Here is a 15,596-nt window from a genome sequence, read left to right as displayed (position 1 = left end):
TCGACCATGTTCGCGGCCATCTCGGCGAGCAGCCGGAGGTCCTTGTATACGGTCTGCGACTGCTCGTCATCGATGATCGACTTCACCGACGCCAGTTCTGCGTCCTGACCGGTGATGATGGGCAGGGGCTTGCCGGCGGAGCCGTAGCCGTGCGCCTTGAGGGAGTTCAGGACACCGATGGAGATGCCGTCGTACGGCGACAGGACCGCGTCGACCGTGGCGCTGCGGTACGCCTTGGTGAGCACGCTGTTCATGCGCTTCTGCGCGGTCGGCCCGTCCCAGCGCAGCGTGGTGACCTGGTCCATGTCGGTCTCGCCGGACCGGACGACCAGCTGCTTGGTGTCGAGGTACGGCTTCAGCAGGTGCATCGCGCCGTCGTAGAAGTACCGGGTGTTGTTGTCGTCCGGCGAACCGGCGAACAGCTCGATGTTGAACGGCCCCTTGCCGTCCTCCAGTCCGAGCTTGTCGATGATGTAGCGGGCCTGGAGCCGGCCGACCTGCTCGTTGTCGAAGGAGACGTAGTAGTCGACGTTCTTCGTGTCGAGGATCAGCCGGTCGTAGGAGATCACCGGGATCTCCGCGTCGGCGGCCTTCTTGAGCACGCTGTCCATCGACTTGTTGTCGATCGCCGCGATGATCAGCGCGTCGACGCCCTCCTCGATCAGCTTCTCGATCTGGGCGACCTGCCGCTTCGGGTCGTCGTCGCCGTAGACCAGCGTGGTCTTGTAACCCTTGGCTGCGAGGTCGTCCACGACGCTCTTGCCGTCGGTGAGCCAGCGTTCGGAGGCCCGGGTCGGCATCGCGACGCCGATGGTGCCGCCCTCGGAACCGTCCGCCGAAGCTCCCCCGTCGTCCTGGCCGCACGCGGACAGGGTGAGGGCGAGCGAGACGGCTCCGGCGATCGTGGACAGGGCGGCTCTTCGGGTGTGCATGTGATCGTTCCTTGTTCTTCTCGTCGTTGAGAGCAGGACGGCTTGTCAGCTGTCGGTGCGGCACTGCCTGGGGAGAGCAGAGCGAGACCGAGCCGGCCACGCGGTGGGGGACAGGCTTCGGCAAGCGTGATCGAGGCGCGGGCCACCCGGCATCCGGGGTCCGCCGGCTCCCGTGCTCCCTGTGCCGATGCGCACCGGTACGTACGTCGGGCTGCGCCACGGCGTTCCGGCCACGTGGCGGCTGATTCCGGTGATGCGCAGGGCACTTGCCTTTCAAACCGTTCGACATGTCGTCACACGATCGAATGTTTGCGTGACCATAGGGATACGGTGCGCATGATGTCAACGGGGTGAACAGGAACGGTTACGCAAAGGTGAAGGGCGAGGGGCTCCGGTGACGGATGTGACTGGGATTTCCCCCTGGGGCAAAAGAGGCGCCGGAGGGGCGGACACGGGGCTCCGACGAGGGGATCCCCGTGTCCTGAAGTAGCTCATCGCGGGACGCTCCGTACCACGACCGCGCGCTGCGCGCCGCGACCGGAGGCGCGCGGTCCCCACCGTCCGGTCGCGGGCGGTCGAAATCGGCCGGACTCCACCCGGACTCCACCCGGTGTCCGGTCGCGGGCGGCCCGGCCGGAACGTCAGAAGATGCCCGGGCCCGGGGTGAGGATGCCCTTGGGGTCGTAGCGGTTCTTCCATGCCACGAGCCGGGGCCACATCGAGCCGTAGTGGGCCTGCCAGTCGGCCTGGGTGAACGGGCACGCGCCGTGCGGGTAGCGGGTGCCGCCGACGGTCGCCGCCCGTTGGTAGAACCGGTAGTTGCGGTCCGTCATCCGCGACGCGAAGTCGGGGTCGGGGCCGGATCCGGCCGAGTCGGTCAGCACGCTGACCAGCCACACCCAGGGGCCGCCCGAGGCGTCGGGCAGTCGCAGCAGCGGCCGTCCGTAGGTCGAGCGGAGCATCGGGAAGATCAGGCCGAACCCCGTCGGGCCCAGGTCCTCCGGCGTCAGCGACGGGAACACCGAGGAGACGAAGTCCTCGACGGCGTCGTCCGGCAGAAACAGATCCAGCCACGGCTTGACCTTCGCGTCCCAGCCCAGGTTCGCCGCGAACGAGTCGTACATGCGCGTGACCAGGAGGATGTAGTCGAGGAAGCCGTAGTCCTCGAAGACGGCGCCCGCCGCGGCGGGGCTGAGGCCGCGCAGCAGGTGCGACGCGTCGGGCTCGTCACCGGCGTCGTAGAAGACGGTGGCCCACAGCGTCAGCGGCTGCGCCGTGCCCGGCTGCGGAATGCTGCCGAGGGAGTCGAACTCACCGCGGTTCGCCAGGATCCTGACGTCTCGGAAGAACGCGGGGGCGTCCGTGTACCCGATCCGGTACGTACGGGCCGACTGCTTGGCGGGCACCAGGTCCACGGTCGCCCGCGTGATCACACCGCACTGGCCGAGTCCCCCGAGTGCCGCCTCGAACAGGTCGGAGTTCTGGGTGCCGGAGCACTGCAGCAGCCGCCCGTCCCCCGTGACCACCTCGAGCTTGCGGGCATGGTCGACCTGGGCGCCCGCCCGGTACGACGACATCATCCCGATGCCGCCCATCGAGAGGGTCCCGGCGACGGTGGTCCCGAGGTAGCTGGTGATCGACGCCGGTCTGAGGCCCCGTCGGAACGCCGCCTCGACGAGGTCCTTCCACAGCACACCCGCGTCGACGTCCGCGCTGTCGGTGCCGATCGAGTGGATCGTGCGCAGCGACTCCATCTCGATGACCAGTCCGCCGCTGACGAGCGCCTGGCCGTACATCGCGTGATGTGCGCCGGCCGGCGCGGCCTTGATGCCGTGGGCCGAGCAGTAGGCGAGCATCTTCCGGATGTCCTTCACCGAGCCCGGTCTGAGTACCGCGCAGGGTGTTCTCGTGAAGATGTTCCCCTGGTCGCGGGAGTTCGCCGCGAGGGCGTCCGGGGCGAACGTGAGAGTGCCGTCGAGGGGCGGGACCGCGGCGAACGAGGCGCTGTCGGCGGCCTCGGCCACCCACTGTCGTCCGACCAGGTCGAAACCGGCCACGAGCGCTACGGTCCCGGCCCCCAGCCGGGACAGGAACCGTCGTCTGTCGAGCTGACCTTGTTCTGTACGTGACATACCAGCCTCCCTGGTGTTGGCGCGCGGATCGTCGGCACACCCCGGTGGGGTGCCGTAGCGCAATCTGCGGGTGACTTCAGCCGTTCACGGGTGGCAGTGGTGCGGCCGGACCTCGGCGCGGCGAGGTGGCGGAGTGTCCCGACCCGTCTCCTGCCCGGGTCGGCGCTTCTCACTCATGGCGGTCTTCCCCCTGAACTGTCCCCGGGCACATCATGGCCAAAGACAGCCTGTCGCGCGAGAGTTGAATCGTAGTCAGAGACCGTTTTGCGGTCATTGGCGCACCGATTCGTGAAGAGATCGCGGAGAAATGCGGGGAGCGAGTGTCGATGTCGTGGTGACGTCGCCTCCTGAGGGGTGAGCCCGCGTCGTCCTACCCCCTCGGTCGCGCGGCCCGTTCCCGCCGCCGCGCCGGCGACGACCCGGCGGTCCGTCAGGTGATTCGAGGCCCAGAGCGCCTCCCGCTGACAGCTCCCTGCGGAGGGGGTGAGGACACCGGACCCGGCGGCAGGCACCGGGGCGGGGCCCCCGCCTTGGACACGGCCCCCCTGATGTGCGATCCATGCGCGATCCAGCTGGGTGGCGGGGATAGGGTGGGCGCCGGAGGTGAGCTTGTGGCCACGGAGAACGAGCTGTTCAGTGCGGTGGACGCGTTGTTGGAGCAGGTCGCTCAGGACGTCCTGCCGCCGCCCGCCGAGCGTCGGCGGCTGCGGACCGCCGCCGGGCTGAGCCAGGAACAGATCGCGACGGCGCTGGGCACGCGCCGGGAAGCCGTGGGGAACTGGGAGTCCGGCAGGACCGAGCCGCGCCCCCCGCAGCGCGCCGCCTACGCCCGCCTGCTGGAATCCCTCGCCGCACGCTTCCCCGCTCCCACCCCGGAGGACCCGACACCCCAGCAGCCCGCCCCGGAACAGCCCGCCCCGGAACAGCCCACCCCGGAGCCGCCCAGCATCCCGGAGCCGACCCCACCCCCGCCTGCGTCCGCAGCAGCCGCACTCACGCCCGCTCCGCCCGCACCCGCCCCCGCTCCCGAACCGGCGGCGACGACGCCCCCGCCCCGTACCGCGGCACGCGGCGGCCGCCCGTCCTCCACGGCCCGCGGCGCCCGGCCGTCGTCGTCGCGCGGCCCCGCGGCGAAGAAGGCGACGAAGGTGACGAAACCCACGGCCCCTCACCAGCCCGCCGTCGACCCGCGTTTCGAGAACGGTCCGCTGGCCGTCGTCGACTGCGAGGACGGTCAGACGCTGGCGTACTGCGTCGGCGGCCTCGTCCTGGACGTGCCCGCGAAGTCGCTGCCCGCACTGGTCGAATGGACGCTGACCGAGGCGAGACTCGGCCAGGCCCGGCTACATCGCAACGGCAGGGACGCCGACCCCCTCCTCGTGCTCACCCCGGCGGCGCTGGAGCGGTACGGCCTGCCCGCCGCCCTGTCGGAGGAGGAGCGCCGAGCCGGCCGGCTCAAGGACAGCCACAAGGCGGTCAAGCAGCTCCTCCGCGCCGAATGGCGCCTCACCCAGCGAGGCTTCGGCCCGTGGGCGCGGATCTACCGCCCGGCGGACGGGGCGCGGCGCAACTGCGTACAAGTGTGCGTCCCCGCCTGGCACGCCCTGGACGCCCGCGAGTGGGACAGGAAGGACGCCCCCCTCCTGCCGGACATGCACCCCGCGGACCTCGCCCGCTACCTCGGCGCGTACGCGGAGCGCGTGATGACACCGCGGGGCACCACGGCGGTCACCGGACTGGAGCTGATGACCGCGCTGCGCCCGCCGACCCGCGCCGAACGCGACGAGACGACCGGCGAGTGGCACAAGGCGTTCAACGCGGACGCCCTCACACAGGTGTACGACGTGGTGCCGTGCGAGGTGCCCGACGAGCACCCGGTCCTCAAGGGCGTCCACGCCCGTCACCACCTGCGGACGCCGGCCGAGATGCTGATGGAGGAGCCGTACGACTGGTGCAGGCCGCTGACCGACGACGAGTGCATGCGGCCGTACCTGGTCGCCGTCGACGTCAACATGGCGTTCGCGGCGGCCGCCAACGGCCTCACCGTCGGCCTCGACGGCCCCACGCACCTCACCGGCGGCCCGAGGTTCGATCCCTCCCTGCCCGGCTCGTGGCTGGTCGACCTCTCCCATGTCGACCTCTCCCGCGTACGGATCGACGGCCGCACCGTCGACGCCGACCGGCTTCCCTCACCGTTCACCCCGAAGGGCGACCGCCCCACCGGCCCCGCCTGGTACGCGACACCGACGGTGGCGTACGCGGTGGAGCTGGGTTTCGACGTGGCGCCCGTCGAGGCGTACGTCCGCCACCGCACCGGCCGTTACCTCGACCCCTGGTACAAGCGGCTGCGCGACGCGTACGTGACGACGATGGCCGACCTCGGCGTCACCACCGCCATGGGAGGCCGGGAGTTCCTGGAGGCGATGGCCGCCGCACGGGACGTCGACCCGACGATGGCGCTGCTGGTGAACGCGATCAAGTCCACCGCGAAGGGCGGCATCGGCAAACTGCGTCAACGCAGCCGCGGCCAGGTGCCGTTCTACGAGCCGTGGCCCGCGCTCGCCCGGGAGACCTGGCGCCCCGACATCCGGGCCGCCGTCCTCGCGAACGTCCGCATCGGCATCCACCGCAAGCTCATGAAGACCGCGGCGGCGGCCGACCTCTACCCCGTGGCGATCGGCACCGACGCCGTCGTCTACCCCTCCACCGGGCCCGGTCCGCTCGACCTCCTGCCGTACACCGCCGACGGCAGACCCGTACCCGGCACGTTCCGGCTGGGGATCTCACCGGGGATGGTCAAGCACCAGGGCACCCGTACCGTGCTGTGGGCGGAGGCGCTGTTCGAGGAGCACGGCGGCGTGTTCAATGTCGCCAACCTCATCAAGAACGACAGCGTAGAGGAAGGGGAGTAGGCCATGCCGGAGTCGGTCGGGGACGGCCTGGACCGTGCCCTGGAGGCGGCCTTCACCCGCCCCGTCCCCAAGTCGGCGCAGACACGGATGCGGTACCTGGTCAGGCAGCTGAAGGGCACGAAGGCCGTCGCCGAACTGCTCGGAGTGTCGCAGCGCACGGTCGAGCGGTACGTCGCCGGAAAGCTCAAGCGTCCCCGCAAGGACCTCGCCGACCGGCTGGAGCGCGAGGTCAGGAAGCGCTGGCAGCCGCAGGTGCGGGCCCGCGCCAAGCAGAAGGCGGCCTCCACCGACGGCCTCGTCCTGTCCACCCGCGCCCGCTTCGGCTTCGCCGCCGCGCCGGGCACCACCGACGACGCCCGGATCCGCGACATCACCCAGGCGCTGCCCCCGCACTGGGCGGCCCGCCTCTTCACGGCCCGGGACCAGGGCGCCACCGAGCAGCAGCTCCAGCGCATCACCGCCGACGGCCTGGCCGAGACGTACTTCCGTGCCGGGGACACCCGCGCTCACGGCCTCGACGTGCGGTTCACGGACGTGGAGCGCATCGACATCGACCTGTGACGGGCCCACACCCCACCGGGGCGTGAGAGCCCCCGTGACCGCCCCCACCCCATGGGTGCGAGAGCCCCTCACCCGCGGGGATGGATTCCTGCGCCCGGTGAGCGCAACGCCGTCCGTGGCGGCCGTCACTGTGTGCGACCGGCGGAAGGCTGTCGCACATGCTGACACCTCAACTGCGTCCGACGGGGCGGCGACACGGCGAACGCCGGCGCCGGTCCCTGGCGGTGAGGGCCGGGACCGTCACGGCGACCGTCCTGGCGCTCGTCCTGGCCCTCCCCGGCACCGCGGCCGCGGCGCCCGGCGACCTGGATCCCACCTTCAGCGGCGACGGCAAGGTACTCACCGGCTTCGCCGACGACGACCGCGCCCACGACGTGGCCGTACAGGCCGACGGAAAGATCGTCTCCGTCGGCTCGTCCGCCGACTACGAGCTGACGGAGGGCCGCTTCGCGCTGACCCGCCACAACGCCAACGGCACCCCCGACCCCACCTTCGGTGACGACGGCCTCGTGACCACCTCCATCAACAACATGGACCCGGACCTCCAGTGGAGCGAGGCCCAGGCCGTCGCACTGCAACCCGACGGCAGGATCGTCGTGGTGGGCAGCAGCTGGCGGGGATGGGAGAACTGCTGCTGGTTCACCGTCGCCCGCTACAACGCCGACGGCACCCTCGACACGTCCTTCGGTGACGGCGACGGAAGGGTCTTCACCGACTTCGGCGGCCCCGACGAGGCCCGCGACGTGGCCGTGCAACCCGACGGCCGCATCGTCGTCGCCGGTACCAGCGGCGGCCGGGTCGCGCTCGCCCGCTACAACGCCGACGGCTCCCCGGACACGGCCTTCGGCGGCGGCGACGGCTCCGTGACCACCGACCCGGCACCGAACCTCGACGAGGGCGGCGACGGCAGTGCCCTGGCGCTCCAGCCCGACGGCAAGATCCTCGTCGGCGGCCGGGTCGGGACGACCCGCTTCGACTTCGTCGTCCTGCGCTACACCGCGAGCGGCGCCCTGGACACCACCTTCAGCGGCGACGGCATCGAGCGCACCGACTTCGGCGACTACGAGTCCGTCCTAGGCCTCGCGGTCCAGCCCGACGGGAAGATCGTCGCCGCCGGCGGGAGCGGCGGCAGGTTCGCCCTGGCCCGCTACCAACCGGGCGGCGCCCTGGACACGGGCTTCGACGGCGACGGCAGGGTGCTCACCTCCGGCGGCGGCGGAGCCTCCGGTCTGGCGCTGCAGCCGGGCGACGGCCGTATCGTCGTCGCCGGCAGCAACGGGCCCGGCGGCGACTTCGCCGTCCTGCGCTACAACCCCGACGGCAGCCAGGACAGCGGCTTCGGCACCGGGGGAGTGGCGACCGCGGACTTCGGCGGCGCCGACGCCGCCCAGGGTCTCGCCCTCCAGCCGGACGGGAAGATCGTCGCCGCCGGCTGGGGCGGCCCGAACAACGACTTCGCCCTGGCCCGCTTCGAAGGGGGCGGCAGCATCCCGCCCCCCACCGGCGTGGACCTGTCGGTCACCAAGTCCGGCCCGGCCACGGTCAGCATCGGAGACCGGGCCACCTACAGCGTGCGGGTGACCAACACCAGCGCCACGACCTCCGCCACCAACGTGTCCCTGGCCGACACGCTCAGCGGCGTCGCCGTCTCGGTCGTCTCGGCGACCACCGGCCAGGGCACCTGCACCACCACCGCGGGCGGCGCGACCTGCGCCCTCGGCACCCTCGTCCCGGGAGCCGGCGTCACCGTGACGGTCGCCGCCGAACCCCGCGCCACCGGCACCCTCACCGACCGCGCCACGGTCACCGCCACCCAGAGCGACCCCGCGTCCGGCAACAACACCGCGACGGCGACCACCACCGTCAACAACGCCCGCGGCTGCACCCGCGTCGGCACCAGCGGCAACGACACCATCACCGGCACCTCGGGCAACGACGTGATCTGCGCCCTCGGCGGCGACGACACCGTCAACGCGAGCTCGGGCAACGACACCGTCCACGGCGGCTACGGCAACGACCGCCTCGACGGCGGCCTCGGCAACGACACCCTCAACGCGGGCCCCGGCAACGACAACCTGATCGGCAACTACGGCACCGACAACCTCAACACCGTCGACAACGTCCCCGGCAACGACACCGCCAACGGCGGCCCCAACACGGACACCTGCACCACGGACCCGGGCGACACCCGCCTCAGCTGCCCCTGACCCCACCCACCCGCAGGGCCCCGCACACCATGTGCGGGGCCCCACGTGTTCCTTGCACCCAGTCGGCGCGCATTGCCGACCCGGGCGTCGGACCCCGGCCGTGATCAGCCCTGCGGGTCCTGCGGTCTCACCTCGACCTCGCGCAGGTTCTGGTCGGTCCGCTCGACGCGCGCCTCCGTGCGATGACCGCGGGCGATGTAGTCCCGCACGACCAGCTCCACGGCGTCCTGAGGCGATCCCACCCCGGCCAGGACCATCACCTCCACCACCAGTTCCGCATCCAGACTGACGTTGACCTTGGCCATGGCTCTCCCCTTCGACGCGTGCTGCCCGGACTTTAACCGCAGTCGGCCCGCCGCCACCGCCGATCGGTGATCAGCGGGCCGTTCGGGCCGACTGCCCTGTCCTGAAGGGCAGTTGAGCCGGGCAAGCGCTTGTGGCCCTCCCCGGCCCCGGCTACCGTGCTGGCAGTCGCCGGGACGCGCCCGAGGAGGCAGCCATGAGATCGCGCCTGCAGTGGACCCACGGCAGCGGAGAGCACGTCGCCGTCGTACGCCGACAGACGTACCTGGCCGAGATCGTCCTCAAGGTCCTCGTCCTGGTCGGCCTGCTGTACATGCCCGTACTCGTCTTCCACTGGGGTAGCTGGCTTCCCTTCGCCGGGGCCGGCCTCTACCTCCTCTGGGAACTCGGCCGCCTCAGCAGCGCCCTCGGCGAACTCGCCGCCCGCTGGAACGAACAGCACCAGCCGCGACCGGAACCCACCCGAAGCGTCGCCCTCAAGTGACACACGACGGAGCGCCGCGGCCCGCCTCCTCGGCGGCCACGGCGCTCCGTTCACCCCTCACCGACCTCGTCAGGCCAGCCCGAACCGTTCGGCGTGCACCTGCCGCGGGGGCACCTTCAGCGCGCGCAGCGAGGCGAGCACGGCCGTGGTCATCGCCGGCGGCCCGCACACGTACACATCGCGTTCGGCCACGTCGGGAACCAGCGCCCGCAGGTTCTCCGGCTCGAACGGTGGGGCGCCCTCCCCGGTGCGGCCGGTGAGCAGGTGCAGCCGCCCACCGAGGTCACCCACCAGCGTCCGGACCTCGTCACCCAGCACGGCGTCCCCCTCGCTGCGCACCCGGTAGAGGACGACGACGTCATCGGCCGCCGCCTCCTCCAGCAGGGCGCGCACCGGAGTGATCCCCACCCCGCCCGCGATCAGCAGCGCGCCGGGCCGCGTCCGGTGCAACGACGTGAACGCCCCGTACGGCCCCTCGACGAACGCGCGGCTCCCGACCGGGACGTGCCGCAGTCCGGCGCTGGCGTTGCCGACCGCCTTGGCGGTCAGCCGCAGCGTACGGCCGTCGGGCGCCGCCGACAGGGAGAACGGGTTGGCCAGCCACCAGTGGTTGTGTCCGGGGAACCGCCAGATGCAGAACTGACCGGCCCGGGCGGGCAGCTTGTCGAGGTGGCGTCCGGTGACGTGCACCGACACCACGGAGTCCGACTCCGGCACCACGGCCGCGACCTCGAACCGGTGATAGGCGTTGCGCCACACCGGCATCACGATCCGCCCCGTCACCAGCGAGCCGAACGCGAACAGCCACAGTGCCCACCAGTAGACCGTCGCGAAAGCGGAGGAGCTGAACGTCGTGGTCTCCTGCAGCTGGTGCACGAACGCCAGTCCCAACGCCACGTACAGCAGCAGATGCAGGCCGTGCCACGTCTCGTACCGCAGCCGCCGTCGCACCTGCCGGGCGGAGACTGCGGCGATCACGACGACGATCGCCGCGGCGAGCATTCCGAGCAGCGAGGCCGGCACCCCGGCCAGCGCGAAGAACGTCTTCGTCATCGACGCGTCGTCGAGCCGCGCGTAGCCCAGCACCACCAGCACGGCGTGCGTGAGGAGGGTCCACAGCAGGGTGAAGCCGACCCAGCGGTGCCACACCGTCAGCCGGTCCATGCCGATACGCCGGTCGAGCCACGGCAGCCGGGCCACCAGCAGCAGCTGGAACAGCATCAGCACGGCGGCGTGCAGACCGAAGAACTTGGCGACCGTGAGCGTCCCGTTCTTGCCGGTCCCGGCGGTGAGGAACAAGATCTCGACGATCGCCACGTTGACGATGACGAACGTCCACAGCGCCCAGCGCGCCGCTATGACCGGAGGTATGGTGCCCTGCCGCACCCGTGAAACCGTCGCCTCCACCGCTTCCCCTTTTGCTCATGTGAGGTACTAGTGCCCGGCACGCGGCGAAACCGCGGAGCCCTGAGCGTCCTAACCTGATACAGCCGTGATCCCGGCACAATCCGGAACTTGACGTAATCGAAAGCTTTACGTGGCCGGCGCGCGCCCCCAGCTCACCCGGCGGCAGACCCGGCCGCCGTGGCCGATACGCTGCGTGATTAACGTCTTAACCACAAGCCGTGCAGGGCTGTTGAGGTAAGAGATGACGAGCTCGCGTGTCTGGCAGCGTCCCACACTCGGTGCCGTGGCCGAACGGGCCGGGGTGTCCACAGCCACCGTGTCCAACGCCCTGAACGGCACCGGACGGCTGTCGGAGGCGACCCGGCAGCGCGTGCTCACCGCGGCACGCGAACTCGGCCACGCCCAGGCCGGCACGGCCCGCGCGGTGGCCCGCGGCAGCACGGGAGTACTCGGCCTGACCACCACGGCCTACGGCGACCTGCCCGTCTCGTACACCGAGATCCCCTACTACGCGCAGTTGACGCTGAGCGCGATGGCGGCGGCACACGAGCGCGGCTACATCCTCATGGTGATGCCGAACTCGCTGACGCCGTGGATGTGGCTCAACATGCCGATGGACGGCGTCATCCACGTCGCACCCCGCACCGACGACCCGGTGGGTTCCCTGCTGCGGGAGCGCGGCATCCCGATGGTCACCGACGGTCGGCTGCTCCGGCCGCACTGGAACGACGCGTGGGTGGACACCGACCACGACGCGGCCATGAGCCTCCTGCTCGGCCATCTCGCCGAGTCCGGCGCCCGGCGCATCGCGCTCTCCCAACCGGTCCACGACGACCCGTACGCGCGGCTGACCGGACGCGCCTACACCTCCTGGTGCGCCGAGCACGGCATGCCCGCCCTCGTCGAGGAGTACGCCGTACTGCCCGACTACTTCACGGCCGAACGGGAAGCGGTCGGCCGGCTCCTCGACCGCGACCCCCGCCCGGACGCCGTCATCGGCGTCTACTCCGACTCCGGCCACAACATCCTCGCCGCCGCCCGGCAGCGCGGCCTGCGGGTGCCCCGGGACCTGCTGGTGGCCTGTGTCAGCGAGGACCCGGACTACGCGACGACGAACCCGTCGATCACCACGCTCAGCCTGCGCCCGGACCGGGTGGGCGTCGAAGTGGTCGACCTGCTGATCTCCCTCATCAACGCCCGTGGCGGGGTGAACCGCCACCGAGCCATCCAGCCGGTCCTCATCCCGCGCCGCTCCACCCGCAAGCCCCCGCCGACTCCCCGGCGAAGAGAACGGCCGGAGTGACCGCGCTCCCCGCGCGGCCTCGATGACGTACCTCCCCAGGTCGTTCGGCTCCGTCGCGACCTCGTGGTGTGTTGTCAGATGCCCATGGAGGCCAGCTCGATGGGTGTGCGGTAGTTGGCGGCGGCGGTGACGACGCAGGCGCGGTATGTGCGGCTGGTCCTGACCGCCCGGAAGTAGTCGCGGATGTTCTGCCAGTAGCTGAGGAGGTATCCGACCCCGGGGACGAAACCGGGTGGGCGGGGCACCAGGGCGAACGCCTCGGAGCAGCGCAGGATCTCTCCCGTGGCGGTGGACAGGACGTTCGCCACGTCGGTGTTCATGTTCCAGCCGGCCGCCAGCTCCGGCGTCCAGATCGCCCCGGCCACCTCCCGGAGGCGTTCCTGCTCCTCGGGCGTCGGATCGCTCAGCGCGCCCGCGACCACCACGGAGTGCGGGCTCGACGATGCCGGTCCGCCGGCCGCGGACGCGCTCGGCGCCAGTACGGCCGCCGTGACGACCACGGTCACCCACACCGCCGCCGCCCTGGTGCCACGGCGACGACGCGCCACCACCGACCCCACCATCGCCCTCATACGGCCATCGCCTCCTGGAGCCAGCGCGATACCCGGTACGGAAGCCACCACACGAGCTCGTCGACCCGCAGGACGAGGTGCTCGGAGGCGAACTCGTCCAGGATGTCGGCGGGGACGTCCGAGTGGCGCAGCCCCCGGTCGAGCCCGCTGACGGCTTCCGCGTAGCGCGGCTCGTCGGCGGTGAACCGCCGCAGATCCCCCCAGCGCCGGTCGCGGATCTGCAGGAAGCCGGGTCCCTGACGCCACACCAGCTTGCAGAGGTAGTGGCGGGTCCGCCAGGCGTGCAGCGCGCTGTCGGTGTCGGTGGGCCCGGTGAGTGTGCGGGGCGGCTGCAGATGGGAGAGGACCTTCCACAGGTGGTCCGCCCGGTCCTGGGGGAGGACCAGATCCCAGTCGACCTGGACGGCACGGGCCGTGAGGTCGCGGACGAGGCTCAGCCGGTCGATCGCGGCGCGCGCGGCGTCCGGTCCGGGCGCGGACAGGTCCACGGGGGCGTCGAGTTCGACGAGTCGCGCGCCGAGCGACCACAGGTGCGCGGCGTCGTCGGCGGTGGCCGCGAGAGGAACTCGACCCAGGGACATGCCCGGCAGGGAACGGGCCTGCGTGTCGTGGTCCCGCCATGCATGCACGGTCGGTGTGGGTGTGGGTGTGGGTGTGGGTGTCGGGGCCGGTGGCGATGTCGGTGTCGGTGCGCTTGCGGGCATGCTCGGTCCTTGTCGGTGTCCGTGGCCGGTGGAGGGGAGGGTGGGCAGGAGCGCGGCGGTCAGGGCAGAGCGGGGGCCGGGGCGGCGGAAGCCGTGGTCGTGAGTTCCTCGTCGGGTTCGGTGGCCGCCTTGGCGTGCACGTGGCGCATGTAGTCGAGGCGCAGGAGGTCCTGGTTGACCGAGGCGGGCGCGATGTGGACGTACTGGCCCGCGTCGGTGAAGGCCACGCCCTTCGCGGTCCACTCCGCCAGCAGGTCCTGCACGTCGCGCGCGGTGCGGTCGGCGAACGCCGGGTCGGCGGTGAGCTTCCGGTGCAGGGCCTTGGGGGAGTGCGGCTGGTCCAGGAGACGGAAGGCGGCGACGGCGAACGGGTCGTTCAGCCGCAGGGTCCGCCAGTCGAAGGAGTGCCGCCGACTGACGAGGACGATCTCGTCGCCCAGATCGGTGTGGGTGAGCCGGGCGTCCGTGTGGTGCTTCTTCCACGCGCCGATGGCGTCGTTGAGCCGGTTCACGGTGGCCGAGCCGATGCCGCGCTCGGGCGCCTGGAAGACATACGCCAGATCGTGCAGCTCCTCTTCCGGCAGGTCGTAGGTGAACAGGTAGTGCTCCTCCGGGCGCAGACCGGTGAAGCCCAGTTCGGGCCGGTTGAAGTAGGGGCTGAACCGTTCGATCGCGATCCGGGCGGACAGGTCGACCGGCGGGTTGAGATGTTCGAGCGCGGGCAACTGCCGGATGACCGGCTCGTAGTCCTCCGCGGTCTCGCCCGGGAAGCCGTGCAGGTAGTTCCAGGAGACGGACAGTCCCGTCTCGGCCGCGTCCCGGAGCATCCGCACGTTCTGGCAGCCGCTGACGCCCTTGTCCATGAGGTCGAGGACCCGGCTGTTGAGGCTCTCGATGCCGGGCTGGACGTAGATGAGCCCGGCGTCGGCGAGGACCTGGAGCTGCGGGCGGCGCATGTTGGCCTTGATCTCGATGTGCATACGCAGGTCGTAGCCGCTGTCGATGATCCGGGGCAGCACGGTGGACAGGTACCGCATGTCCAGGATGTTGTCGACGACGTACATGTCGAGGACCCGGTGGCGCTCCGCCAGATCCATGATCTCTTGGTAGAAGGTGTCCGGGCTCTTGCTGCGGAACTGCATGAACGAGCCGTTCAGACCGCAGAACGTGCAGTGGTGCTTCTCGCCCCACCAGCAGCCCCGGGCCCCTTCGACCACGAGCTTCGGCTCCACCCAGTTGCGGGCGACGGACGCGGCGAGGCGTTCGAAGTAGCCGCTGTAGTCGGGGGGAAGGATCGCCGAGGGAGGCATCGGGCCGGTGGGCATCGGGTTGGCGACGGAGGCTCCGTCGGCGCGGTGGCACAGCCCCGGGATGTCCGCGAGCGCGCTGGAGGGGGCGTCCGGCGCCTTCTGCAGGGTCTGGAGCAGCCGGGGGAACGCCTCCTCGCCCTCGCCGCGCACCACGAAGTCGACGAAGGGGAAGTTGCGGTGGACGGCGGCGCCCTGTTCGGCGTCGCAGTTGGCGCCGCCCATGACCGTGACGACGCCGGGGGAGAGCCGTTTGATGTGCCGGGCCGCGGCCAGGGCCGCCGTGTTCTGCTGGAAGGTGGAGGTGAGGCCCACGACGTCGGGGGCGAGGTCGACCACCCGGCGGGCGATCTCCTCCACGAACTCCGGCACGATCTCGTGCAGTTGCTTGCTCATACGCATCCGGGAGGCGCGCAGCTTGCCGGTCATCACCTCGGTGAACTCGGCCGTCTTCCACGCCGGATCGTCGTACAGGGCGCTGGAGAACACCCAGTCGCCGCAGCCGAGGAAGTACGAGGACAGTGCGAAGTACTCGTAGTCCTCGGCGGAGAACTCGGTGCGTTCGGTGATCCAGTCGGTGAACTCCAGGTTGGCGTGCAGCACCTCGCACGTCGCGCCCGGAACGCGTTCGTCGACGCTGCGCTTGAGGATGCCCAGGGCCAGGGACGGCAGGTCGATGGGAGACCAGGGCATGTTGAGCAGGAGGACACGCACAGTCGGCTCCTCGGGGGACGACGGGGCAGGTGAAGGGCCGGTGGCAGACCCGGCCGGC

12 protein-coding genes are annotated in these 15,596 nt (G+C 71.1%); 5 read left to right on the top strand and 7 right to left on the bottom strand.

Going from position 1 to position 15,596, the window contains the following annotated elements:
• Both M8J73_RS38940 and M8J73_RS38935 read right to left on the bottom strand, forming a co-directional pair.
• The coding region (locus M8J73_RS38940; RefSeq protein WP_249829690.1) for a substrate-binding domain-containing protein at nt 1–932 on the bottom strand (932 nt) is incomplete at its 3' end.
• Between the two features lie 641 nt (nt 933–1,573).
• Nucleotides 1,574–3,064 (bottom strand): FAD-binding protein, encoded by a 1,491-nt coding sequence (locus M8J73_RS38935; RefSeq protein ID WP_055542769.1) that lies wholly within the window; start codon nt 3,062–3,064, stop codon nt 1,574–1,576.
• Nucleotides 3,065–3,675: 611 nt separating this feature from the next.
• On the opposite strand from M8J73_RS38935, the gene tap reads away from it, so the two are divergent.
• The 3 genes from tap to M8J73_RS38920 all read left to right on the top strand — a co-directional run bounded on the left by tap (nt 3,676) and on the right by M8J73_RS38920 (nt 8,744).
• Nucleotides 3,676–5,976 (top strand): telomere-associated protein Tap, encoded by a 2,301-nt coding sequence (gene tap, locus M8J73_RS38930; RefSeq protein WP_249829689.1) that lies wholly within the window; start codon nt 3,676–3,678, stop codon nt 5,974–5,976.
• A gap of 3 nt (nt 5,977–5,979) precedes the next feature.
• Nucleotides 5,980–6,537, top strand: coding sequence for a telomere-protecting terminal protein Tpg (gene tpg, locus M8J73_RS38925; RefSeq protein ID WP_055541900.1), 558 nt, complete (start codon nt 5,980–5,982; stop codon nt 6,535–6,537).
• 158 nt (nt 6,538–6,695) lie between these two features.
• Nucleotides 6,696–8,744, top strand: a complete 2,049-nt coding sequence (locus M8J73_RS38920) for a calcium-binding protein (RefSeq protein WP_249829688.1) — start codon at nt 6,696–6,698, stop codon at nt 8,742–8,744.
• Between the two features lie 104 nt (nt 8,745–8,848).
• Here M8J73_RS38920 and M8J73_RS38915 read toward each other — a convergent pair whose 3' ends face one another.
• On the bottom strand, nt 8,849–9,049 hold the full coding sequence (locus M8J73_RS38915; RefSeq protein WP_055516534.1) for a type II toxin-antitoxin system VapB family antitoxin: 201 nt from the start codon (nt 9,047–9,049) through the stop codon (nt 8,849–8,851).
• A 194-nt stretch (nt 9,050–9,243) separates the two neighbouring features.
• Between M8J73_RS38915 and M8J73_RS38910 the strand changes: the two genes are divergently transcribed.
• On the top strand, nt 9,244–9,531 hold the full coding sequence (locus tag M8J73_RS38910; protein WP_055542454.1) for a hypothetical protein: 288 nt from the start codon (nt 9,244–9,246) through the stop codon (nt 9,529–9,531).
• A gap of 69 nt (nt 9,532–9,600) precedes the next feature.
• Here the strand turns inward: M8J73_RS38910 and M8J73_RS38905 are convergent, their stop codons facing one another.
• Nucleotides 9,601–10,938 carry a ferredoxin reductase family protein gene (locus tag M8J73_RS38905; RefSeq protein WP_206188036.1) on the bottom strand — a complete coding sequence of 446 codons (1,338 nt, stop codon included), beginning with the start codon at nt 10,936–10,938 and terminating at the stop codon, nt 9,601–9,603.
• Nucleotides 10,939–11,179: 241 nt separating this feature from the next.
• On the opposite strand from M8J73_RS38905, the gene M8J73_RS38900 reads away from it, so the two are divergent.
• Nucleotides 11,180–12,241, top strand: a complete 1,062-nt coding sequence (locus tag M8J73_RS38900; protein WP_055542452.1) for a LacI family DNA-binding transcriptional regulator — start codon at nt 11,180–11,182, stop codon at nt 12,239–12,241.
• Nucleotides 12,242–12,315: 74 nt separating this feature from the next.
• On the opposite strand, the gene M8J73_RS38895 is transcribed toward M8J73_RS38900, so the two are convergent.
• From M8J73_RS38895 to M8J73_RS38885, 3 genes are all read right to left on the bottom strand, one after another.
• On the bottom strand, nt 12,316–12,813 hold the full coding sequence (locus M8J73_RS38895) for a hypothetical protein (protein WP_055542451.1): 498 nt from the start codon (nt 12,811–12,813) through the stop codon (nt 12,316–12,318).
• Nucleotides 12,810–13,394: a DUF5825 family protein gene (locus tag M8J73_RS38890; RefSeq protein ID WP_063799319.1), complete on the bottom strand. Its 585-nt coding sequence runs from the start codon at nt 13,392–13,394 to the stop codon at nt 12,810–12,812. Before M8J73_RS38890 ends, M8J73_RS38895 begins: the two co-directional genes overlap by 4 nt.
• 182 nt (nt 13,395–13,576) lie before the next feature.
• Nucleotides 13,577–15,538, bottom strand: coding sequence for a RiPP maturation radical SAM C-methyltransferase (locus M8J73_RS38885; RefSeq protein WP_055538717.1), 1,962 nt, complete (start codon nt 15,536–15,538; stop codon nt 13,577–13,579).
• Between the last annotated feature and the right edge of the window lie 58 nt (nt 15,539–15,596).

It is taken from the genome of Streptomyces neyagawaensis, assembly GCF_023516595.1.
GTDB lineage: Bacteria > Actinomycetota > Actinomycetes > Streptomycetales > Streptomycetaceae > Streptomyces > Streptomyces neyagawaensis.
This window is presented reverse-complemented; position numbering and strand designations above follow the sequence as displayed.

Bases quoted from the DNA above. Each gene is read 5' to 3' on its own strand.
- M8J73_RS38935 (WP_055542769.1), bottom strand. From the start codon at position 3,064: ATGTCACGTACAGAACAAGGTCAGCTCGACAGACGACGGTTCCTGTCC.
- tpg (WP_055541900.1), top strand. From the start codon at position 5,980: ATGCCGGAGTCGGTCGGGGACGGCCTGGACCGTGCCCTGGAGGCGGCC.
- M8J73_RS38920 (WP_249829688.1), top strand. From the start codon at position 6,696: ATGCTGACACCTCAACTGCGTCCGACGGGGCGGCGACACGGCGAACGC.
- M8J73_RS38915 (WP_055516534.1), bottom strand. From the start codon at position 9,049: ATGGCCAAGGTCAACGTCAGTCTGGATGCGGAACTGGTGGTGGAGGTG.
- M8J73_RS38910 (WP_055542454.1), top strand. From the start codon at position 9,244: ATGAGATCGCGCCTGCAGTGGACCCACGGCAGCGGAGAGCACGTCGCC.
- M8J73_RS38900 (WP_055542452.1), top strand. From the start codon at position 11,180: ATGACGAGCTCGCGTGTCTGGCAGCGTCCCACACTCGGTGCCGTGGCC.
- M8J73_RS38895 (WP_055542451.1), bottom strand. From the start codon at position 12,813: ATGAGGGCGATGGTGGGGTCGGTGGTGGCGCGTCGTCGCCGTGGCACC.
- M8J73_RS38890 (WP_063799319.1), bottom strand. From the start codon at position 13,394: ATGTCCCTGGGTCGAGTTCCTCTCGCGGCCACCGCCGACGACGCCGCG.